Annotated in this window: 23 protein-coding genes; 13 read left to right on the top strand and 10 right to left on the bottom strand. The window is 40.7% G+C overall.

Annotation, left to right across the window (positions count from 1 at the left end; translation table 11 throughout):
* Positions 1-34 precede the first annotated feature (34 nt).
* The gene (locus tag BUF13_RS13970; RefSeq protein ID WP_073572405.1) at positions 35-511 is read left to right on the top strand and encodes a DUF4293 domain-containing protein; all 477 of its coding nucleotides are present in this window, start codon (positions 35-37) and stop codon (positions 509-511) included.
* A gap of 59 nt (positions 512-570) precedes the next feature.
* Here the strand turns inward: BUF13_RS13970 and BUF13_RS13965 are convergent, their stop codons facing one another.
* The 3 genes from BUF13_RS13965 to BUF13_RS13955 are packed head-to-tail and all read right to left on the bottom strand — an operon-like array spanning position 571 to position 2,554.
* Positions 571-1,326: a mitochondrial porin family protein gene (locus tag BUF13_RS13965; protein WP_073572404.1), complete on the bottom strand. Its 756-nt coding sequence runs from the start codon at positions 1,324-1,326 to the stop codon at positions 571-573.
* Positions 1,327-1,352: 26 nt separating this feature from the next.
* Positions 1,353-2,027, bottom strand: coding sequence for a hypothetical protein (locus tag BUF13_RS13960; protein WP_073572403.1), 675 nt, complete (start codon positions 2,025-2,027; stop codon positions 1,353-1,355).
* Complete coding sequence (locus BUF13_RS13955) at positions 2,024-2,554, bottom strand: RNA polymerase sigma factor (protein ID WP_073572402.1); 531 nt, start codon at positions 2,552-2,554, stop codon at positions 2,024-2,026. Before BUF13_RS13955 ends, BUF13_RS13960 begins: the two co-directional genes overlap by 4 nt.
* Positions 2,555-2,694: 140 nt before the next feature.
* Between BUF13_RS13955 and BUF13_RS13950 the strand changes: the two genes are divergently transcribed.
* Entirely contained in the window at positions 2,695-3,804 is a 1,110-nt protein-coding gene (locus BUF13_RS13950) for a trans-sulfuration enzyme family protein (RefSeq protein ID WP_073572401.1), read from the top strand.
* On the opposite strand, the gene BUF13_RS13945 is transcribed toward BUF13_RS13950, so the two are convergent.
* The gene (locus BUF13_RS13945) at positions 3,801-4,226 is read right to left on the bottom strand and encodes a rhodanese-like domain-containing protein (RefSeq protein ID WP_166669834.1); all 426 of its coding nucleotides are present in this window, start codon (positions 4,224-4,226) and stop codon (positions 3,801-3,803) included. The genes BUF13_RS13950 and BUF13_RS13945 overlap by 4 nt on opposite strands.
* 148 nt (positions 4,227-4,374) lie before the next feature.
* Between BUF13_RS13945 and BUF13_RS13940 the strand changes: the two genes are divergently transcribed.
* The 3 genes from BUF13_RS13940 to BUF13_RS13930 all read left to right on the top strand — a co-directional run bounded on the left by BUF13_RS13940 (position 4,375) and on the right by BUF13_RS13930 (position 6,171).
* Positions 4,375-4,824: a hypothetical protein gene (locus BUF13_RS13940; RefSeq protein WP_073572400.1), complete on the top strand. Its 450-nt coding sequence runs from the start codon at positions 4,375-4,377 to the stop codon at positions 4,822-4,824.
* 121 nt (positions 4,825-4,945) lie between these two features.
* Complete coding sequence (locus BUF13_RS13935; RefSeq protein ID WP_073572399.1) at positions 4,946-5,341, top strand: PAS domain-containing protein; 396 nt, start codon at positions 4,946-4,948, stop codon at positions 5,339-5,341.
* Positions 5,338-6,171 (top strand): MBL fold metallo-hydrolase, encoded by an 834-nt coding sequence (locus BUF13_RS13930; protein WP_073572398.1) that lies wholly within the window; start codon positions 5,338-5,340, stop codon positions 6,169-6,171. Before BUF13_RS13935 ends, BUF13_RS13930 begins: the two co-directional genes overlap by 4 nt.
* On the opposite strand, the gene BUF13_RS13925 is transcribed toward BUF13_RS13930, so the two are convergent.
* The 6 genes from BUF13_RS13925 to BUF13_RS13900 form a co-directional block, all read right to left on the bottom strand.
* Positions 6,168-6,908, bottom strand: coding sequence for an MBL fold metallo-hydrolase (locus tag BUF13_RS13925; protein ID WP_073572397.1), 741 nt, complete (start codon positions 6,906-6,908; stop codon positions 6,168-6,170). The genes BUF13_RS13930 and BUF13_RS13925 overlap by 4 nt on opposite strands.
* Before the next feature lie 96 nt (positions 6,909-7,004).
* Positions 7,005-8,543: a YifB family Mg chelatase-like AAA ATPase gene (locus tag BUF13_RS13920; protein ID WP_073572396.1), complete on the bottom strand. Its 1,539-nt coding sequence runs from the start codon at positions 8,541-8,543 to the stop codon at positions 7,005-7,007.
* Between the two features lie 92 nt (positions 8,544-8,635).
* A complete protein-coding gene (locus BUF13_RS13915; RefSeq protein WP_073572395.1) occupies positions 8,636-10,321 on the bottom strand; it encodes an arylsulfatase in 1,686 nt (561 codons plus the stop codon).
* 167 nt (positions 10,322-10,488) lie between these two features.
* Entirely contained in the window at positions 10,489-10,848 is a 360-nt protein-coding gene (locus BUF13_RS13910; protein WP_134204474.1) for a hypothetical protein, read from the bottom strand.
* 50 nt (positions 10,849-10,898) lie between these two features.
* Positions 10,899-12,731, bottom strand: a complete 1,833-nt coding sequence (locus BUF13_RS13905; protein ID WP_073572393.1) for an ABC transporter ATP-binding protein — start codon at positions 12,729-12,731, stop codon at positions 10,899-10,901.
* A gap of 50 nt (positions 12,732-12,781) precedes the next feature.
* Positions 12,782-14,479 carry a hypothetical protein gene (locus BUF13_RS13900; protein WP_073572392.1) on the bottom strand — a complete coding sequence of 566 codons (1,698 nt, stop codon included), beginning with the start codon at positions 14,477-14,479 and terminating at the stop codon, positions 12,782-12,784.
* Positions 14,480-14,710: 231 nt separating this feature from the next.
* Here BUF13_RS13900 and BUF13_RS13895 point away from each other — a divergent pair, with 231 nt between their 5' ends.
* From BUF13_RS13895 to BUF13_RS13860, 8 genes are all read left to right on the top strand, one after another.
* Positions 14,711-14,956, top strand: coding sequence for a type B 50S ribosomal protein L31 (locus tag BUF13_RS13895; protein ID WP_073572391.1), 246 nt, complete (start codon positions 14,711-14,713; stop codon positions 14,954-14,956).
* A gap of 69 nt (positions 14,957-15,025) precedes the next feature.
* Positions 15,026-16,222, top strand: a complete 1,197-nt coding sequence (locus BUF13_RS13890) for a GlmU family protein (protein WP_073572390.1) — start codon at positions 15,026-15,028, stop codon at positions 16,220-16,222.
* A 9-nt stretch (positions 16,223-16,231) separates the two neighbouring features.
* A complete protein-coding gene (locus BUF13_RS13885; protein WP_073572389.1) occupies positions 16,232-17,368 on the top strand; it encodes a DNA polymerase III subunit in 1,137 nt (378 codons plus the stop codon).
* A gap of 7 nt (positions 17,369-17,375) precedes the next feature.
* Complete coding sequence (locus BUF13_RS13880; protein WP_073572388.1) at positions 17,376-17,804, top strand: ATP-dependent zinc protease family protein; 429 nt, start codon at positions 17,376-17,378, stop codon at positions 17,802-17,804.
* A gap of 5 nt (positions 17,805-17,809) precedes the next feature.
* Positions 17,810-18,718 (top strand): 30S ribosomal protein S6--L-glutamate ligase, encoded by a 909-nt coding sequence (gene rimK, locus BUF13_RS13875; protein WP_073572387.1) that lies wholly within the window; start codon positions 17,810-17,812, stop codon positions 18,716-18,718.
* Positions 18,715-19,650 carry a hydroxymethylbilane synthase gene (gene hemC / locus BUF13_RS13870; protein WP_073572386.1) on the top strand — a complete coding sequence of 312 codons (936 nt, stop codon included), beginning with the start codon at positions 18,715-18,717 and terminating at the stop codon, positions 19,648-19,650. The genes rimK and hemC overlap by 4 nt, the downstream gene beginning before the upstream one ends.
* Positions 19,647-20,492 (top strand): peptidylprolyl isomerase, encoded by an 846-nt coding sequence (locus tag BUF13_RS13865; RefSeq protein WP_073572385.1) that lies wholly within the window; start codon positions 19,647-19,649, stop codon positions 20,490-20,492. Before hemC ends, BUF13_RS13865 begins: the two co-directional genes overlap by 4 nt.
* Complete coding sequence (locus tag BUF13_RS13860; protein ID WP_073572384.1) at positions 20,482-21,399, top strand: SDR family oxidoreductase; 918 nt, start codon at positions 20,482-20,484, stop codon at positions 21,397-21,399. Before BUF13_RS13865 ends, BUF13_RS13860 begins: the two co-directional genes overlap by 11 nt.
* The last annotated feature ends 13 nt before the right edge of the window (positions 21,400-21,412 follow it).

Genomic DNA, 21,412 nt, shown 5'->3' with positions numbered 1-21,412 from the left:
AATGGGCGTTTCTTTGCACAAAATTTAAGGTAAAATGATTCAGCGAGTACAAACAATATTTCTCCTATTAGTAGTGATCTGTATGGGAGTAACCATCGGAACCACACTTTGGGTACAAGGACCAACCCCTGAAGGGGATTCTTGGGAGTTGTCGGCATTTATGATGAGTAATTTGGATGCCTCTGGTGAAATGATTCAGTCTTCTTCCAAGTGGTATATAGCAGCTTTGGCCTCATTTGCAGGTCTTTTAGCCTTGATCTCAATCTTTCAATATAGAAATAGAGCGAAGCAAATGATGCTAAATATGGTGAACAGTCTGATCATGGTTGGTGCCGTTGTTTCCGTTTTCTTGACTACCAATGGTGTCAATACAGCGATTGAATCTACCGAATCAGGAAGCTACCAATTAGGTTTTTGGACGATTTTGGCAGCTATGGTTTGTAATATGCTGGCCAATAGATTTATTAAGAAAGATGAAGCTTTGGTGAGATCTGTAGATAGGATCAGATAAAAAAAAGCTAAAAAAATAAGTAGGCCCTCAAGCGAATTAGATCGCTTGAGGGCTTTTTTTTACCAGAATCTCACCCCGATTGTTGGGTAGAAAGTCTTTAAGTTTTCAGTGCCTACGACTCCCACTTCAATAGCAATATTTTTATTGAGTTGATGCTTGTAGAAAGCTCTCACTGTTGTTCCAGAAAATAAGTCACTCTTAGTATCATTCATGAGCAGCCCAATTCCAACTGTGTTTTTCTTGTTTTCCCTTGAGTATTTTTCCCAGGAAAATTCGGCATTGACAAACCAGCTGCTGTTTACTTTGATGTTTTCTTCGATCCGTGGAGGGAAATAAATATGGTTGGTGATCGATCCTCCAAAACTAAAGTTTCGGAGATTTAAATGAGTTCGGAAGCCAGCTACCGGAGTGAAATCCCCTCCGGTATAATCCAAGCCAACAGGGAACGTGAATTCCAGGCTATCTAAGTGCTGAACGTATTTATTCTCGACTTCATATTTTACAGCCTCTAAACTGGTGGATGAAAAACTTTCAGCAATTCGATAGCCTTTCGTTTCAAAATCCGGGAATTTAGTAGCATTCTCTAAAATAGGCTGAAATTCTTCTTGAAGTGATTCAACGCTGTGTTCCTGATTGTTGAAGTAAAGGAGAAATGTTCCTTCATTGGGAAGATTAAATACCAATGTGTCTGTAATAGGCGATTTTTCATTGATCATATTTTGATTGAATTTGCTTAATTGGTTTTCTACCTCCTGTGCAAAAAGAGAGATCGAAAAGAGCATAGCAATCCCTGTGAGAAGAAAATATCTTTTCATTTTAATAGTGTTTAAGGTGTGATGGATTAGTTTTTAAATTTGATTTGAATGGTTTTGGAGGTGGCAGTATGAGACTTTCGGTCCGGTTGTAACTCTTCTTGGCTTTTTCCAAAAGCAGTTTTTACTCTCATTTTTGAGCGGCCTTTACCCCAAGAAATGTCTACCTCATGCAGGCTTTTGTTTTTTGAAGAAGCTGTGAATTGATTTGGATTATAAGATGGATCCAAACTTACCTGAGGAATTTCCATAGTAGGTAAGGAAATGTTGGGAATACTTACCTCTGCCAATTCCTGTTTTGATTCAAAAGGTTTAGTTTCCGTGGCAGTAGTGGACGGTTTACCCATTTCTACAAAGCTCTCTTTTCCCTCAAGAATTGGTTTCTCAACTGGTATAGGGATAGAGATATCTTGAATCTGCGTCAAAAGATCTGTTTCGAAAGTAGGATCTTGGTCTTTTTCTAACAAGACCCATAATAATGCAATCATGAATACCAAAACCATTGCCGCCGCCAGTTTTTGCCAAATCGGAATGATTCTTTTCTCAGAGTCCAATTCAGAGACTATTCCCTCCCAGGCCTTGCTACTCGGTTCGAAATGAGGAAGGTCAAGACTTACTTTTTCTAATTGAGTGTCGAAATCCTGCTGTTGCAAAATCTTATCCCAGCTAGTGCTTTTTGGAGTATGTTGAGGAAGATTTTTCATGCCTGAAGCAGGGTTTTGATTCTTGTTTTTAATAATTTCTTAGCATAACTCAGCTGGGATTTTGAAGTGCTTTCACTCACTCCCAAAAGCTTGGCAGCTTCTTGATGTGGATAACCTTCAACGGCAACCAGCATGAAAATGGCCCTAGCGCCGGGAGGAAGGCTTCTGATTGCCTGATCCAATAGTTCTCCGTCAAACCAGGCTTCAAATTGATCCTCCCCAGTTTCCTCTACTTGATCCAGTCTTTCAAATTGGAACTGCTTTTTTCCTTTACGAATGGCATTGCGTGCCGCAATCGTACGCATCCAAGATGTCAAAGCTTCCGGGTGCTTCAAGTTTCGGATTTGTTGAAAAACCTGCACATAGGTATCCTGCAGAACATCATGCGCCATGTCTTCATCATCCAACATTCGAAAAGCCAGAGAATAAACCATCCGCTTAGTCAATTCGAAAAGCTGAAATTGAGCTTTTCGATCCTGAGCGATAACCTGCTCTATCAATTCACTGTCTAGTTGGATTTGGTTCATGTAATTGTCTTTCTGATCTAAAGAGCAGACTCAAGCTAAAAAGGTTGGAATGAACATGCGAATTTTTTAAAAAAGTTTAAGTGATCTTTCTCCTTCCCCAATTGCTTTTACTTTCTTAATTTCCCAAAAATCTTGGAGCTATGAAATTCGAAACGCTAGCAATTCATAAAGGAAATCAGGTCACAGATAAAAATCAGCCGGTTGTTCAGCCGATTACTCTGAGTACGACTTTTATTCACGGGAATGAAACCGGGGCACTATATACCCGAGCAGCCAATCCCAATAGATCATCTTTGGAAGAATTGATTGCAGTTTTGGAAAGAGGAGAAGATGCTGCAGCTTTTTCTTCGGGGAATGCAGCTGGAACTGCCGTTTTTCAAGCTTTGGAGGCAGGTTCACACATCATCGCTCCAAATGATATGTACCATGGTTTGCATAATTCCATGACGATGCTTTTCAAAGGTGTGCATGAGGTGACTTTTGTAGATATGAGTGATTTGGATGCTGTAAAAGCTGCAGTACAGCCAAATACCCAATTGATTTGGGTGGAAACGCCAAGTAATCCTCTTTTGAAAGTTACGGATATTCGAAAAGTAGCCGAGATCGCCAAAGAGGCCGAAGCAATTCTAGCTTGCGATAATACTTTTGCTACGCCAGTTTTTCAAAACCCTCTATTGCTTGGAGCAGATATCGTGATGCATAGTAGTACCAAATATTTTGGTGGGCATAGTGATATTTTGGGAGGAGCATTAGTGACCAAAGAGAAAAATGATTTTTGGGGAAGAGTCAGATTGGTGCAAAAAGTAGGAGGGGCGGTACCTTCTGCTATGGACTGTTATTGGTTGACTCGAAGTATGAGAACCTTGGCCTATCGGATGAAAGGGCATGGAGAACATGCGATGATTTTAGCAGAATATCTTTCTGTTCATCCCAAGGTAGATAAAGTTCACTACCCTGGTTTGAAATCGCATCCAGGACATGAGATTGCCGCAGGTCAAATGACAGGTTTTGGTGGTGTGGTTTCTTTTGAGGTTAAAGGCGGAGCTGCTGAAGCTGACCTTTTGATTCAAAATCTGAAATTATTTGCGAATGCTACCAGTTTGGGAGGAGTTGAGAGCATTATCGAAAGAAGAGCTGCGGTGGAAGGTCCAGATACTTTAACTCCACCGAACTTAATCCGTGTTTCCGTTGGGTTAGAGCATACGGATGACTTATTGGAAGATTTGGATCAGGCTTTTGCGATACTTTAATCTTTAGAAAGTGGATATCCTTGATTCACCCATGGCCCCAATCCTCCTTCGAGTTGATAAACCTTAGTGTAACCGTTTTGAACTAGCATTTCTGCTGCTTGCGCACTTCTCACTCCTGCGCTGCAGTAGATGTAGATCTCTTCGTCTTTCGGTAGCTCCAAAGCTTTATCCAAAAAATCAGAACGATAAAAATCCAGTGCTTCGGCTCCTTCAATCTTACCTTGGCTGACTTCCTGAGGGGTACGAACATCTAAAATGATTCCTTTATTTTGGTCAGTCTTATCCTTAAAATCTGACGCAGAAAGAGAAGTTACTTTTCCAGCTGGTGTTTCAGTAGTCGCATTACTTTGATCAGAGTTTGATTTGGGTCCACAGGCATACATGCCTCCAATTAGTAGAAAGAAAAGGGTCAGTTTTTTCATCATAATCGAAATTAGCCAATTTTTTAAAGCTATTGGGTGACTAATGCTACATAAGGAATCGAGTTTTTAATCAAACCGCAAGCTGACCTTTGTCATATTTAGTTGGAGATTTTTAAATTAGAATTGATGACATAAAACCCATAAAACCATGGAAATGATAGATAAGAAAGCAATCATAAAAGGCTGTTTGATCAAACAAGAAATGCAGATTCAGGATTTTGAAAAAGAAATTCAAGACTTGAAGTCTGAGATTTATGATCATGATGTAATTCCTAGTCAAGACGGAGGAGGGACTACTGAAAGACAAGAAGTGTTGGCGAGGTATGAATCAGAATTGGAATTTTTGAAGTCGGAATTGGCAAAGTTGGAAAGTATTGATTGGGAAAGGGTTCATGAGGTAGTAGATACAGGAGCTGTAGTTGTGACAGATAAGAGAGTATTCTTTGTGGCAGTGTCTACTGAGGAGGTAGAAGTCAATGGCTCTTCAATTTTTGGTCTTTCAACCCAAGCCCCAATTTTTCTACAAATGAAAGGCAAAAAGTCAGGAGATGAGTTTGATTTCAATGGCCAACATTACAAAATCAGCAAAGTTTATTGATCAAAAAAATCTGAAATTTATTGCTGCGAGTAGAAGGATTGTTATGATTCTCAGGGAGAAACGTAATTATTGATAGATATTTTGTAAATTTCTTTAGCTTTTTCATTTAAGACCCTGAATTATGCCAGCACAGCCCCTAGAATTGATCTTAGGCAGACAGTTTATGGATACCTTGAGTATTCCTGCTTTTTTAGTGGATACTCAAGGTAATTTGCTTTTTTACAATGAGCCTGCTGAAGAAATTTTCGGTTTGAGGTTTGGAGAAACAGGAGGGATGAAAGTAGAAGAATGGGCGACTATTTTTACTCCAATGGATGCAAAAGGAAACCCTTTAAGACCTGAGGATTTGCCTTTAGTGAAAACTTTAACGACTCAGGTTCCAGCGAATGGATCTATGTTTATCAATAATCTTAATGGTGAGAGGGTCCCTATTTCAGTAAGTGCTTTTCCTATTATTGGAAGACCGGATAGATACTTAGGAGCTATGGCTATGTTTTGGAAAAGTGAAATAATATGATCGCAAAAATCTGGGGATGTAGAGGCTCTTTACCTTCACCAGGGCCTGAAAATATAGTTTACGGTGGAAATACCTCCTGCATTGAGGTAAGTGATGGTGAGACTTTTTTGATTTTGGACGCAGGTTCTGGAATACAGAGATTGGGAAGATTTATGGGGCCAGAAGTGAAGGTCATCCATATACTTCTGACTCATTTGCATATTGATCACACGATGGGATTAGGCTTTTTCAAGCCATTGTATCATCCCGATGTGGAAGTTCATCTATGGGGCCCTTCAGCCAGTAATGATTCATTGTTGAGCCGAATTCGAAAGTATTTTTCCGCGCCACTTTTCCCTGTTCGCCTGGGAGATTTACCTAATCATCCGGTGATTCATAAGTTGGATGAAAGTGAATTTGAAATAGGTGACTTTAAAATCAAAACCGATTATATCTGTCATCCCGGGCCGACTTTGGGTTATAGAATTCAGCATGGAGATCATGTTATAGCTTATATGCCTGATCATGAACTGCGATTGGGGTCTACTGATTTCCCGAATAATCCAGATTGGACTTCCGGTTTTGAAATCGCAAAAAATGCGGACGTTTTATTTCATGATGGTGCCTATTCCTTCGCTGAATACGAAAAGAAAGTAGGCTGGGGGCATAGTGCTGTCCGTGATACACTTCAATTTGCAAAGCTAAGTCAGGTGAAAAAGCTTTCGATTTTTCACCATGAACCAACAAATACTGATGAGCAGCTCGATGAGATTCTAAGAAGGAATCTTGAGGGAAAGAGCTTCGATTTTGAAATCGAAATGTGCAAAGAAGGCTTGGTCTACGAGTTTTAGTTCGGATACCAATTCTTCAATCTTACCTCAACTCCCGGAGCACTTGCATTAACTAAAGTCTTGAATTTTTCAACATCACTCAAACCTTCTGTTCCTCTGTAGTGATAAGGATAAACAATGGTTGGTTTGAATTCAGATACCGCAGAGGCTGCTTGATCCACATCCATCGTATAAGGTAGATTCATGCAGACAAAAGCTACATCAATTCCTTCCAAGGCTCTCATTTCCGGAATGTCTTCAGTGTCTCCAGAAAAGTAAAAGCTTTTACCTCCCAATTCTACTATGTATCCATTTCCGCGGCCTTTTGGATGACGGCTGTCATCTGTTTCAGGTAAATTATACATCGGGATTGCCTCAATTCGAGTACCTAAAATATTCTCCACATCTCCATTACCTAGGATAATGATGCTTTTATACTTAGCTGCGGGAAGTTTATCAGCCACTTCTTTTGGAGCGACAATGACAGTCTGAGAAAGATCCAATCCGTCCAAAGTTTCTTGATTGTGATGATCACCATGGATATCAGTAATCAGGACTAAATCTGGAATGTTTTGTCCGCTAAATACTTCTGCTCCACCATATGGATCCACAAAAATTGTCAAGTCTTTATAGTCCAATGCGACAGTTCCGTGCAGAATGGGAGTGATTTTCACTTCTCCATCATCTGTTTTTATCATGTCCTGTGCATGCACTGAAATGGAAAAAGCAATAAATAAAAGAGTAAGAAAGTTTTTCATAGGGTGTAAAGGTTATGCTTTGCTTAATTTCTTCAAAGAATTTGATAACAGCAAGTTAACTGATATGAGAGGTGAATGTTTAAATCTCAAACCTTCTCAACCAGCCCAGCCTTCACGATCCAGACTTCGGTATTGAATGGCTTCTGCCAGATGCTCGACTTTGATTTCATCTGAGCCTGCTATATCAGCTATGGTCCTGGCCACTTTCAAAATCCTGTCATAGGCTCGTGCCGAAAGGCCCAATCTTTCCATGGCTGTTTTCAGTAGTATTTTACCACCATCATTGATTTGGCAGATTTCTTTGACCATATGAGAAGGCATCATTGCATTGCAATAGACTTCGGGATTGTCTTTGAAGCGATCCTTTTGTTTTTCTCTCCCTAAAATGACTCGATCCCGAATGGCTTTGCTAGATTCCGTTTTTCGAGTGGAGGTCATCTCGTCAAATTTCACAGGTGTCACTTCCACATGGAGATCAATACGATCCAATAGTGGCCCGCTCACCTTATTGAGATATCTCTGAACGATTCCTGGGCCACAAACGCATTCCTTTTCAGGATGATTGTAGTAGCCGCACGGGCATGGATTCATACTCGCGATCAACATGAAGTTGGCTGGATAATCCACAGAAACTTTTGCTCTGGAAATGGTCACTTTTCTTTCTTCCAAGGGTTGTCGCATCACTTCTAGTACAGTACGCTTGAATTCTGGGAGTTCATCCAAAAATAGAACACCATTATGGGCTAAAGAGATTTCTCCAGGCTGAGGGTTGCCGCCGCCTCCAACCAATGCGACATCAGATATCGTATGGTGAGGGCTTCTGAATGGCCGGCTTGCCAGCAAGGAGGCGTTTTTTCCTAGTTTTCCTGCCACGGAATGAATCTTTGTAGCTTCCAGAGCTTCTTGAAGAGAAAGAGGTGGTAAAATGGAAGGGAGTCTTTTTGCCAACATCGTTTTTCCAGCTCCAGGAGGACCTACCATGATTACATTGTGACCTCCGGCAGCAGCGATTTCCATGGCCCTTTTGATATTTTCTTGTCCTTGGACATCCGCAAAATCAAACTCGATATCATCCAAGGAATGGTAGAAAATCTCTCTTGTATCAGTTACCAATGGCTCGATTTCCAATTCTCCCATTAGGAAATTTGCCGCTTGATTCAGGTTTTCAACTGGAATAATATCCAGGTTGTTGACAATTGAAGCTTCTTTGGCATTTTCAAGAGGGAGAATGAAGCCTTTAAATCCCTGTTTTCTGGCTTCTATTGCAATGGGAAGCACTCCTTTGATCGGACGAAGATTTCCATCCAATGATAATTCGCCCATGATTACATAGCGATCCAATTCTGGGAATTCCACTTGTTCTGAAGCTTGTAAAATTCCCATGGCAATTGGTAGGTCGTAAGCCGATCCCTCTTTTCGAATATCTGCAGGAGCTAGATTGATGACAACCTTTTGCCTAGGCATTCTGTATCCAAAATATTTGAGTGCGGACTCAACTCTTTGCTGTGATTCTTTGACAGCAGAATCAGGAAGACCCACCATATAAAAGCTAGTGCCTTGCCCAACATTCACTTCAATTGTAATCAAATTTGCGTCTACGCCTGAGACGGCGCTTCCAAAAGTTTTTGCTACCATGGTATAAAAAAGGAAACCGTTTTGGTTTCCTTAATATAGGTTTTTAGTAAGATTAAATCTTTAATTTCAACTTATTTTTAAGTTTTGGGTCGTTATGGATTTGGAAGAACTTTGTTTTTGATTGCCCAATTTTGCCAAAGACTATCCAATTCAAGAACGACTTCTGGGTATTTATTAGCTAAATCCTCAGTTTCTGTTTGATCTTCATTAATTCGAAATAATTGCCAAGGTTGCTTGGCATCCAATGCAACCAGTTTCCATTCAGAAGTTCTGACATACCGGCCTCCTTCATGTTCATTGAAGAGGATAGGGTGTCCTTCTCGTTTCTTTCCCTCAAAGATGGGAAGAAGGCTTTTTCCTGCCAAAGGAGTAATAGGAATTCCATTCCAGCTTTGTGGATATTCCGCTTTTGCAACGTCTGCAAAAGTTGCCATGAAATCCATCACATGCCCAACTTGATTAGAGATGGTACCTGCAGATTCTTTCATTTTGTCAGGCCAGAAAGCAATCATCGGAGTATGGATTCCACCTTCGAATGATTCCATTTTCCAATATTGAAAAGGGGTGTTTGCCACATTGGCCCATCTAATCCCAATGGATGTGAAAGTAGTCTGAGGACCCGGAAGCACATCTTTTTGTACAGGATAATGAATCGTTTCTCCAGATCTCGTTTGGCTAGGTCGGTCAAAGCCAGGCCCATATCTCATGGCATTCTCAGAACTTGCTCCGTTGTCACTCAAGAAAACTATAAGGGTATTGTCTAGCTCGTCCAATTCTCGGAGAGTTTCGATGATTCTGCCTATTCCTTGATCCATTCGGTCTACCATGGCTGCATGAACAGCCATAGCATGAGCATCCCAATCTTTATCTTTATTTTCTTCCCATGTCACTTCGCTATCCCATCTTTCTGATAGTGGAGCAACATTTGGATCAATCATGCCTAGTTCTACTAGTCGATTATAGCGCTGATTTCGGATAGAATCCCAACCAACTTTATATGTGTCTTTATATTTTTCGATATCCTCGGGTAGGGCGTGGAGTGGCCAGTGAGGAGCAGTGTGAGCGACATAAAGGAAAAAGGGCTTGTCATCTTTGACAAAATCTCGGATATAAACCGAAGCTGTATCATTGATGGCATCAGTATGATAATAGTTTTTGGGAACTTCTGTAACTGGTTCGGTGCCATTGACTAAACTGAAAGGATCGAAGAAATCCACCACACCCCAGATATTTCCAAAGTATTTTTCAAATCCTCGATTGGTTGGGTATTGCTCAATCGGTGAAAACAGAGGGTGTTCTTCTTGATGATTGAGCCAAGCCAATTGGGCTTCTGGTGTTTCTTGAACAACCGTATTGGAAACATGCCATTTTCCCACCATTCCAGTGTGATATCCCGAGTTTTTCAATACTTCAGCCAATGTAACAGCGGAGGTGGTGATGTGCCCTCGGTAAGCATCGAGGCCTGTATCTGTGGTCATTTGACCGATTCCTGCTTGATGGTTATATAATCCTGTCAAAAGAGAGGCTCTGGTTGGACAGCATCTGGATGTATTAAAGAACTGGGTGAATTTGATTCCTTGACTTGCCAGCCAGTTGAGATTCGGAGTATCAATTTCGCCTCCAAAAGCTCCCAAATCGGAATATCCTAAATCGTCTGCAAGGATTAAGATGATATTTGGTGCTTTTTCAATCGTAGTTTTGGGAGCTTTTTCACAAGAAAAGAGGCCTAAAAAAAGAAGAATTATAAGAAGTCTGTTTGAATTCTTGACTGTAATCATGATTGGTATGTGCAATAGAATAGGAATGAAAACTGAAGTTAAACCAATCCTTATTATTTCACGATTTGATTTTTATAGGTGGGGAATGGGTTTAGAATGAGGCGGTTAAAAACGAAGAAAGGAAGCCGCCGGCTTCCTTTCAATAATGTTTTCAAGTCTTATACTGATTAATCAGTATAATTTTGACGTGGTGGAATGTTTCCGCTATCACTTTCCGGTGCTTTTGTAGGAGCAGGTTTTGGAGTACTTGGTTTTGCAGGCTCCGGTGTATGAGGATGCTCAAAGTCATAAATTTTTGCTTTGAGTCTATTCATCTCATTGTCCATTTTGGTGATTTTTGAGTTAAGCGATGAGATCGCTCCCTTTCCAGTCAACCAAGCGACCAAGAATATTCCCAGCCCGATCAAGAAAATAGTCACCATGGATTGAGAAGAAACTTCTGCCATTCCAAAAAGACTTCCCAAGGTGTCAAAAGTGATGAAAAATATCAGATAGGCTACAAAATATACCAGTAGAACTATCTGCATGATTTGATGAAACTTTTTCATTATTCTAATCTCTTATTTTTTTAAAGATACTAAACCGACTGGATACTGGAAAGCTTTTGATATAGTCCTTCCGTTAAGATTAATTCCTTGTGAGTACCTCTTTGAACGATTTTCCCTTGCTCAATGACCAGGATTTCATCTGCATGCTGGATGGTACTCAGTCTATGAGCAATCACCAAGGTAGTTCGGTTGGCCATTAGCTTAGTCAAAGCTTCTTGAACCAATAATTCAGACTCGGAGTCCAAAGCAGAAGTTGCTTCATCCAAAATCAAAATCGGAGGGTTTTTCAATACCGCTCTTGCAATACTCAATCGCTGTCTTTGTCCACCGGAAAGGAGAGAACCTCTTTCCCCAATGCTACTTTGGTAGCCATTATCCATTTTGGAAATGAACTCATGAGCATTGGCGATTTTAGCCGCCTCAATGACTTGCTCTTCCGTTATATTTTCTAAACCAAATGCGATGTTATTGAAAACTGTATCATTGAAAAGAATAGATTCCTGTGTCACAATCCCCATTAGTTTTCTCAGGCTTCCAACTTCAAAAGATCTCAGATCATTTCCATCCAAAAGAATTTCTCCTTCGGTCGGATCGTAGAATCTTGGTACCAGATCAGCCAATGTCGATTTTCCTCCTCCAGAAGGTCCGACCAAAGCAACAGTCTTTCCTCTACCTAAAGAGAAGTTGATGTCTTTTAAAACCTTTTTGTCCTGGTAAGCAAAACTCACATTTTTGAATTCGATGGAGTTTTCAAATGCTTTTGGTACAATCGGATTTTCTGGGCTTTTGACTTGAGTTGGAGTATCTACCACTTCGAAAACTCGCTCCGCAGACGCAATTCCACGCTGGATGCTACTGACAGCTCTTGAGATTTCCTTGGCAGGATTCAAGACCTGAGTGAAAATGATGATATAAGTAATGAAATCCGAAGCGCTTAAGTTGGAGTTTCCGCTCAAAACCAAACTACCGCCATAAACCAATATTCCTGCTACGACGCTGACTCCTAAAAACTGGGAAATAGGGGAAGCTAGCTCATTTTTTCGCGCCATATTGACATTGACTGCCGCATAGTGATCTGTCTCCTGATCAAATTTCCCGAACATGAATTTCTCGGCATTGAAGGCTTTAATCACTCGCATGCCTCCCAAAGTCTCATCAAGGATATTCACGATTCGACCTAAAGATTCCTGGCTTTGAATGGCTTTCTTTTTTAGTCTTCGAGTAATTCCTCCAATGATCGCTCCGGAGATAGGGATGATCAAAATGGTGAAAAGCGTCAGCTTAACCGACATAAAGAAAAGAACTGCGAAATACAGAATTATAGTCGCAGGCTCTCTGAAAACTACTCTCAAGGACTGAACGATGGTATTTTCTACTTCCTGAACGTCATTGGTCATTTTGGACATCAGGTCTCCTTTTCTTTCATTGGAAAAATAGCCGATGTGAAAACGAGTGACTTTCCCGAAGATGTCTGCTCTCATTTTTTTGATGACTACTGCTCTCACTTTTGCTAAAACCACTCCAGACAGGTAGGTGAAAAGATTAGAAAGGAAAACAGAAATCACAATGATGATACAAACGAAAATCAGAGTGCCGACTTTGCCGTAATCATCTGTTACTTGTAGAAAATAGTGGTTGAAAAGGCCTGTGAAGTATTCAATACTAAAAGAAAACTCAGGAAGAGCCCTGTATTTTTCAAGGCTTTGTGGATCCACCTGCTCAAAAATCACATCAAAAAGAGGCTTGAGTAAAGTGAAATTTACCAAGCCAAAAATGATGGAAAAGAGGGTGTAGATAATGTATGTTGGGACGAATCTGCCAAATGGTTTGGCATAAGAAAGGATCCGCAAATAGGTCTTCATGTTGCAAATATCGGAATTCCAGTGGGCATTTACGCAAAATTGCGCTATGCCTAGAAATTGTAATCAGGTCTAATAAAGTTCCATCTGATACCCAATTGGATAAATTGCTTGCTTTCTGGGGAATCCAGATCTTGTGCAGTTCTCCTTCTAAAAGTGTGATTTGCATCGATGAAGAAATTATGCTTGAGCATATAGCTAGCCACCAAATTGGTCTGAATAACCTTGTTTTCGATTCCCTGACCGATGTAATTTCCAAATAGTCCTGTCGGACTTCCTTCCAATCTGTTTTTCAAAACATCTCCTCCGTAATTGGTTTCGGTATCTGGATCGGTGCCGTACAATTGATACATTCCCAATAGGCTCAGGTTCAGCTTTGGAATTGGCTGATAACGGATGATACTAATGAACTCTCTGAAGTTTGCACCTCTTGGATGGGTGAGTGGAGTTCTCCAGTTGCTGTAGGATTGATCATCAAATTTTTCCTGGAAAGTATAAGGTCTTGCGGCATTGAACTCAAGCTGGAGATCCAAATTTGAAAGTCCGAATGCATTGATGTATTTGTATCCTGCCTGTGCTCCAAACTTATTTCTTTTTGAGCCTTTGCCGTCTATTCCAAAAAATTCATTAAACACAAACTCATCCAAAGCAAATTGTCCATAGAATTGCATTCCAGGATAGAAATTCCACTTTCCGTCAAACCCTAACATGACTTTGTCAGGGGTTCCTAATTGCTGCTCTACCCAGCGGAAAAATACGATTGGATTGAAATAGTTGAAATTGACCTTGTCAGTCATCACTGATTCAAAGAAACCAAGGTTGATGTTTTTGCCAATGTTGAATCCCAAGCGGTGCATGGAGAAATATTTCTGGGGATACCTTCCATCAGTTGGTCTACCTCTGTCATAAAAGACGTCGGCTGTCATCTGAGTCCAGAGATTAGTCAATTGAAACTTCCAGACTTTGGTGTTCAGTTTGACAAACATGTAAGGATTGGAAAAATCCGAAAGCAAAAAGGAGCGATATCCTTCTCCTATAAAGTTTCGGTCATGTCCCACTTGAGCTTGAATACTTTTGGTCAAGTTGAAATTCACATGACCTCTGGCTGAGAAATAATTGTAGCCATCGGTATTGTATTCTTTCCAAAAACCTTCTCCAGGAACAGCACCATTATATTCTGCATAATTTTTTACCCATGAAGGAAAGTATAATTCAGTGGTGGTCATATAGGTGAAGAAACTCACCTTTTTATCAATGGCTCCTCTCACAACAATTCCTCTGGAAAGCTGAGCAGGGTTTTGATCATTATCTGTTTCCGTTCCTCCCGCCAAATAAATCACAGGACTCAAATGAATGTCAAAATCCTCACTATAATAATGAGCAAAGTCTCCAGGTTTTCGATAAAGCTTTTTGAGGAAAGGTTTATTCGAGTCTGGGGTTTCTTGAGTTACAAAATCCCAATTGTCTTGTGCCAAATATGCCAAATTGAACCTGTCGGATGCGGTAGAAATCACAGGGTCATTTACCAAGGAATCCAAATACTTGGCAAGAAGATCTCTCCTTTGAGGTTTGTAGGCCGTTTGGAAAAAGGGATTGTTCTTTCCCTGAAGAATCTCATAGCGTTCAAAGCGATGATAGTAATCCCGATCAAAAGGGATATAACTTCCTTGGGCTTGGGCAAGGCTTTGTGTAAAAATCAAAAAGCTAACAAAAAAGAAAAGTTTTGGGAGTGAAAGTAAGGGTTGCCTCATGCTTTGGAGAATTGAAAACTGATTTGAAAATAGCAGGTCAGACCGAATTTCCCTATATGACTCATGATATTGTGGTCAAAGGAAAATTAATTTCTTGAAAACCTTACCTTTGTGGTAAGAGGTGAGAGAAATCCAAACTCACAGAATTTTCTAGAAAGATTTGGTGATTTTTGCGAAAAAGGATAACTTTGTGCCTCATTTGAAAAAGCTACTCCAAAAATACTTAGTGATATGAAAGCTGATATTCATCCAAACTACAGAGACGTTGTGTTTTATGACACTTCTTCTGAGTTTAAATTCTTGACTAAATCTACCATCGAAACCGAAGAGACAATCACTTGGGAAGATGGACAAGAATATCCTGTGTACAAAATTGAAGTGAGCTCTCAGTCTCACCCATTCTACACTGGTAAGAAAATGTTGCTCGATACTGCTGGTCGAGTTGAGAAATTCAACAGAAGATACGCGAAGAAGTAATTCCAAAGCGTATTCAGCTAAAAAGTCTCGCGGAGCATGGATTCCGGGAGACTTTTTTATTTTTGCCACATGGAAAATATTCTTTTGTTCGATGATCCATCAATTCGCGGGTCATTACTCCCTTTTACTTTTACCAGACCTGTGGCAGATATCCGAATTGGGATATTGAAGATCTCTGAGAAATGGGAGAAATACAGCAGGAAAACCGTTTCGTATCTTACTCAGGATTACCTTCAAAAGAAGTTTCCTAGATCCGAGGGTAGTCTGTTGGCAGTAAACGGAGCTTGGTTGCCAGATTCTAATTCTGTAGAAATTCTCCGGAATTTGGGAGAAAACCAATCACTTTACTTCGGAAAGACGCTTTTGGCTTCTTATATCGGTGAGACTGAAAAAAATCTGAGTATAGCTGCTGAAAAGGAAATCGTGCAGATTGAAACTGTGCCGGATATGCTACTTAAGACTTGGAATATCTTTCAATTCAATGGGGCGGAAATCAGAAAAGATTTTTCTTTGATCACGCAGGGGCGAAAATCAGAAAAACTGAAAGATCCCTATACTCAGGTTTATGCTCCTGAGAATATTTTCATTGAAGAAGGTGCAGTAGTCAAAGCAGCAGTATTGAATGCTGAAAACGGACCGATTTATATTGGCAAGAATACCGAAATCCAAGAAGGAGCTTTAATACGTGGGCCTTTTGCCCTTTGCGAAGGTTCTACTGTGAATATGGGAGCCAAACTACGTGGAGACAACACGGTTGGTCCTCATTCTAAGGTAGGAGGAGAGATTTCAAATTCCGTGATTTTTGGATACAGCAATAAAGGGCACGAAGGATTCCTGGGGAATTCTGTACTTGGAGAATGGTGCAATCTGGGAGCAGATACTAATACTTCCAATTTGAAAAATAACTATGCTCCTGTCAAAGTCTGGGACTATGTGAAAGGAGGATTCACCAATACAGGACTTCAGTTTTGTGGTCTGATGATGGGAGATCATTCCAAATGTGGAATCAATACCATGTTCAATACGGGTACAGTTGTGGGTATTGGAGCGAATATCTTTGGCGATGGCTATCCCCGAAATTTTATTGCCTCCTTTGCTTGGGGTGGAGCAGCTGGATTTTCTACCTTTCAGTTTCCCAAATTCAAAGAAACGGCTATTGCTGTGATGAATCGCAGAAAAGTTGAATGGACCGATATTGAAGAGGAGATGTTGTTGAAGCTATTTGAGATGTCCAAGAACTATCGAATTTGGGAAAAAAACTCCTAATCTTAGACCATGCAATTTTCTGAAATACCCGGACTTCCAGAAACTAAAGCCCATTTGCTTAATGCGGTCAAAAACAACCATTTGGCTCATGCGCTTCTTTTCTATGGGCCAGAAGGTTCTGCAAATTTGACGATGCCATTGGCATTGGCGACCTATTTATATTGCCAAAATCCTACAGAAACAGATTCTTGCGGCACATGCCCTGCCTGTCAGAGAATGGCCAAACTGGTCATGCCGGATTTGAATTTTGCTTTCCCTGTTATTGCGAAAGCCAAGGAGACGGATAAGGACAATGATCAAAAAGTGGACATGTTGGCAAACTGGAGGAAGTTTGTGCTGGAACAGCCTTATGGGAATGTCCATGATTATATCTACTTCAATGGCTTTGAGAAAAAGCAATTGAATATATCGGTAGGGGCAGCTAGGCAGATCATTCAGACACTTTCTTTGGTTTCATTTGAAGGTGGATATAAGATCATGATGATTTGGGGAGTAGAGTTTTTGAATCCTCAGGCAGCCAATGCCTTGTTGAAGATTTTGGAAGAGCCGCAGCAGAAAACCATTTTCATGTTGATCACTACTCAGCCAGAGCAATTGCTGACTACGATCCTATCCAGGACTCAAAAAGTGATGGTTCGGGGATTTACTGATGAGGAAATTCATGAATATTTGGTTTCTTCCGGTCTTTGTGATGATCAAACTGCCATGCAGATTTCGATGATTGCCGACGGAAATCTTCGCGAAGCCATGCGTTTAGTCAATCAAGTCGAGGATCAACAGGTGGCATGGATCAGGAATTGGTTCAGATTGTGTCATAGCAAGCAATTCAAGGATATATTTGCACTGTCGGACTCCTATCACAAGTTTGATAAGGAAGCCCAAAAGTCCATCCTGCAAACTGGAATGAATGTGCTGAGGGAGATTTTATTAAAGAATGCCTCGGTCGATTCTTTGCTCAGAACCAAAGGAGATGATCGGGAATTTATCAATAAGATCAGCGGGAATGTCCTAAAGGAAGATCATATTCCGGGTCTGTATGAGCTATTCAATAAGGCACATTATCATTTGGAAAGAAATGGAAATGCTAAATTGATTTTCACGGATCTTTCCATGGAAGTAGTCCTATTGATGGCGAAAATCGACTAAGATTGATATGAAAGTCATAGGTAGAAAAGAAAAAATCAGTCTCCCTGAATTGGGTTTGAAATTGGTTTGGGCCAAAGTGGATACGGGGGCCTACACCAGTTCCATTCACGCGGAAAATATCCGTACCGAAATCAGAAACGGGAAAGAGGTTTTGGTTTTTCAGGCTCTTTTGCCAGGACATAAAAGCTATTCTGGAGAGGAGTTGGTGTTTGAGCAGTTCAGGGAAAAGAAAGTGAAAAACTCCTTTGGACATGGAGAATCAAGGTATTTGATTGAAACTCAAATGGAATTGGCTGGTGAAAAGTTTGATGCGGAAATCACTTTGTCCGATCGATCAAGTATGAAAAATGCGATTCTTTTAGGTAGAAAAATCCTCAGAAAACGTTTTCTAGTGGATGTGTCAGGAATGAATCTAGCAAAAGCCTACAGAAAATAAGTGTTATGAAAATTGCAATCCTTTCGAGGAACCCTCAATTATATTCAACAAAAAGACTCTTGCAGGCCATTCAAGAAGCAGGTCATGAAGGGATCATTGTAGATCACAGTTTATGTGATTTGATCATCGAGCAAGAAGGACCTTCTATTATTTACAAGGGACAAAAAGTGACCGGTGTGGATGCCATTATACCACGAATTGGTGCTTCTGTGACTTTTTACGGAACAGCAGTGGTTCGTCAGTTTGAATTGATGGGGGCTTTTTCGGCTGTGAACTCTCAAGCCATTGTCCGCAGTAGGGACAAACTGAGAAGTTTACAGATTCTTTCAAAAGCTGGATTAGGAATGCCCAAGACTGCTTTTACAAACTTTTCCAAAGGTGGAGAAAAGCAATTGATCGAACATGTAGGTGGTGCTCCACTAATCATCAAACTTTTGGAAGGTACCCAAGGGCTTGGGGTAGTTTTGGCAGAAACCAAAAAAGCAGGACAATCAGTAATTGAAGCATTCCATGGCTTGAAAGCTAGGATTATTGTTCAGGAGTTTATCAAAGAAGCTAAAGGTGCCGATATCCGAGCATTCGTAGTGAATGGGAAGGTTGTTGGAGCAATGAAGCGACAAGGTGCTGAAGGAGAGTTTAGATCCAATTTGCACCGAGGGGGAAAAGCTACAGTGATCAAACTTAGCAGAGTAGAAAAGCAGGCTGCCTTGAAAGCTGCCAAAGCTTTAGGACTGGATGTGGCTGGTGTTGATATGCTCCAATCAGATAGAGGGCCTTTGATTCTTGAGGTAAATAGCTCGCCTGGTTTGGAGGGGATTGAAAAGGCTACCGGATTGAATATAGCTGGAGAGATAGTCGGATTTATTGAGGAAATGGTCAAAAAGAGCCCTTCAAAGCGGGCAACAGAACAATGAGAAAAATCAAAATAGGAACCAGAGGAAGTAAGTTGGCTCTTTGGCAAGCGTATCATGTGGAGGAGCTTTTGAAAAAAGCTGGTCTGGAATCCGAAATTGTAATCATAGATACCAAAGGGGATCAGATTTTGGACGTTTCCATTTCAAAAATTGGAAGCAAAGGAGTCTTTACCCAAGAATTGGAAGACCAATTGACGGATGGAAGGATTGATATAGCAGTTCATTCGGCCAAGGATATGCAGTCCAATTTGCCTGAAGGTTTTGAGATTATTGCCTTTACTGAAAGAGAGAAAGAAAATGATGTTTTGCTCTCATCCAACACCGATATTTCAATAGCTGACGCTTCCAAACCTTTGGTTTTAGGTACATCCTCTACCAGAAGAGTTGCGACTTTGAAGCATTTTTATCCCCATGTGAAAACTGTGGAGGTTCGCGGGAATCTTCAAACCAGAATTCGAAAAATGGAAGAAGGGCTTTGCGATGCCTTGCTATTGGCTTATGCTGGTGTTCATCGCATGGGATATGACTCCCAAATCGTAGAAAAGCTTTCACTGGATGAATTTACACCTGCTGTAGGACAAGGTTCCGTGGCTATAGAAGTATCTAATTCGATTGATCCTGTCATAAAAGACCAATTGATCGCCGCTTGCAATGACTTGCCGACTTCTTTGAAATTAAGAGCTGAAAGAGCTTACCTCAGAGTTTTAGAAGGAGGATGTAGTATTCCCGTTTTTGCTTTGGCTTCATTAAATGAAAATGAGCTAACCTTAAAAGGAGGGATAGTTTCCTTAGATGGGAGTGAAAGGATATCAATTGAAGTCAAAGGCGATGCTTCTAATCCAGAGGAGGTCGGCCAAGAATTGGCAGATAAAGTTTTTGCCGCAGGAGGAAAAGAAATTTTAGATCAGATTAAATCCACATTGAACCCATGAGATTAGGGACTTTGGCCTCAGCGATGCTGGGCATATTATTACTGGTGTCTTGCGCTGGTCAAAAAGATCAAATTGTCAGAATCGATACCAGCTATGGTGAAATTGTGGCGATCTTGTTTGACGACACACCTGCGCATAAATCCAATTTCATTGAATTAGCTGAGGATGGAAGATTTGATAGTACGGAATTCCATCGGGTGATCCGAGATTTTATGGTTCAAGGTGGTGATGTATTTACCAAAGAGGCGATGCCTGCTGAAGAGTGGCCTACTTTACCAGCGGAAATCCGCACGAACCATTTTCATAAAAAAGGAGCTATTGCGGCTGCGAGACAAGGGAATGGAATTAATCCTGAGAAGAGATCTAGTGGCTCGCAATTCTACATTGTTTTAGGTGAAAAATACACCGAAGAAATGTTGGTAACTGAAATGGAAAGATTGCAAGAAGCATTTATGCAATATGTCCAGTTGAAAAGTCAGGAACCTCTTAAAAATGAGTATATCCGACTTTACAACGCAGGGGAATATGATTCTTTGACTTCTTTAATGTATTCCAAAAGAGTAGAAATTGAAGATGCCTTGAAATTGAATCTGACCAAGGAGATTTCAGATGAGGAGAAAGAAGCTTATACGACCATCGGAGGTACACCGCATTTGGATGGTGAATACACAGTATTCGGTGAGGTGATTTCGGGTTTGGATGTCGCTGAGAAAATTTCAGAAGTTCAGACTGGGCCTAGAGATAAGCCTGTTCAGCCTATTTACATGACAGTGACTGTTGAGAAAATGGCTAAAAATAAAATAGAGAAGGAGTTTGGATACAAATATCCCAATGAGCAATAAAAAGAAGTTATTCCTAACAGGAGCCAATGGGCTTTTGGGCCAAAAGTTGGTCTCTCAGTTGGTAGAGGCAGGTGAATTTGAAGTTTTTGCATCGGGAAGAGGAGAATGTAGATTGCCAGAAGGTGGTTTTACTTACATCTCGTTGGATTTAGAGGATGCTAATGCCGTAAAAGAAGCGATCCAAGGACTTTCTCCAGACGTAATAATCCATGGAGCAGCGATGACTCATGTGGATCAATGTGAGTTGAATCAGGACGCTTGCTATCAGGCAAATGTGGTAGCGACGGAAACTTTGGCGAAGGCCGCAGAAGCAATAGGTGCTCATTTTATCTTCGTTTCAACAGATTTTATTTTCTCGGGTGAAGAAGGTCCTCTCGCCGAAGATGCGATTCCGGCACCAGTGAATTATTATGGTGAGACAAAAGAGGAAGCAGAGAAGCTAGTAATGAACCTGAAGACTCCTTGGGCTATTGCACGAACTGTCTTGGTTTTTGGAATAGCACATGACTTGAGTCGATCCAACATTGTATTGTGGGTCAAAGGAAGTTTGGAAGCAGGAAAAGAGATTCAAGTAGTGGATGATCAATTTAGGACTCCAACCCTTGCAGAGGATTTGGCTGCTGGATGTATTCTCATCGCTAAAAAAGGAGCGACCGGAATTTATCATATTTCAGGAGATGAATTGATGACTCCCTATCAGATGGCTTTAGAGGTGGCGGATTATTTTGATCTCAATAAAGACCTGATCAAAAGAACTGACTCCACAAAGTTCACTCAGCCCGCAAAAAGACCCCTGAAAACAGGGTTTATTATCGAAAAAGCCAGAAAAGAGCTCGGATTTGAACCGAAAACTTTCCGAACGGCAATTGGTATTTTATCAAAACAAATTATCTTAGCCCGTTCTTGAAAACCAGTTTATA

Source organism: Algoriphagus zhangzhouensis (assembly GCF_900148515.1).
In the GTDB taxonomy this organism is placed as follows: Bacteria; Bacteroidota; Bacteroidia; order Cytophagales; family Cyclobacteriaceae; genus Algoriphagus; species Algoriphagus zhangzhouensis.
The sequence above is the reverse complement of the archived record's forward strand: the minus strand, read 5'-3'. Positions and strand labels throughout refer to the sequence as shown.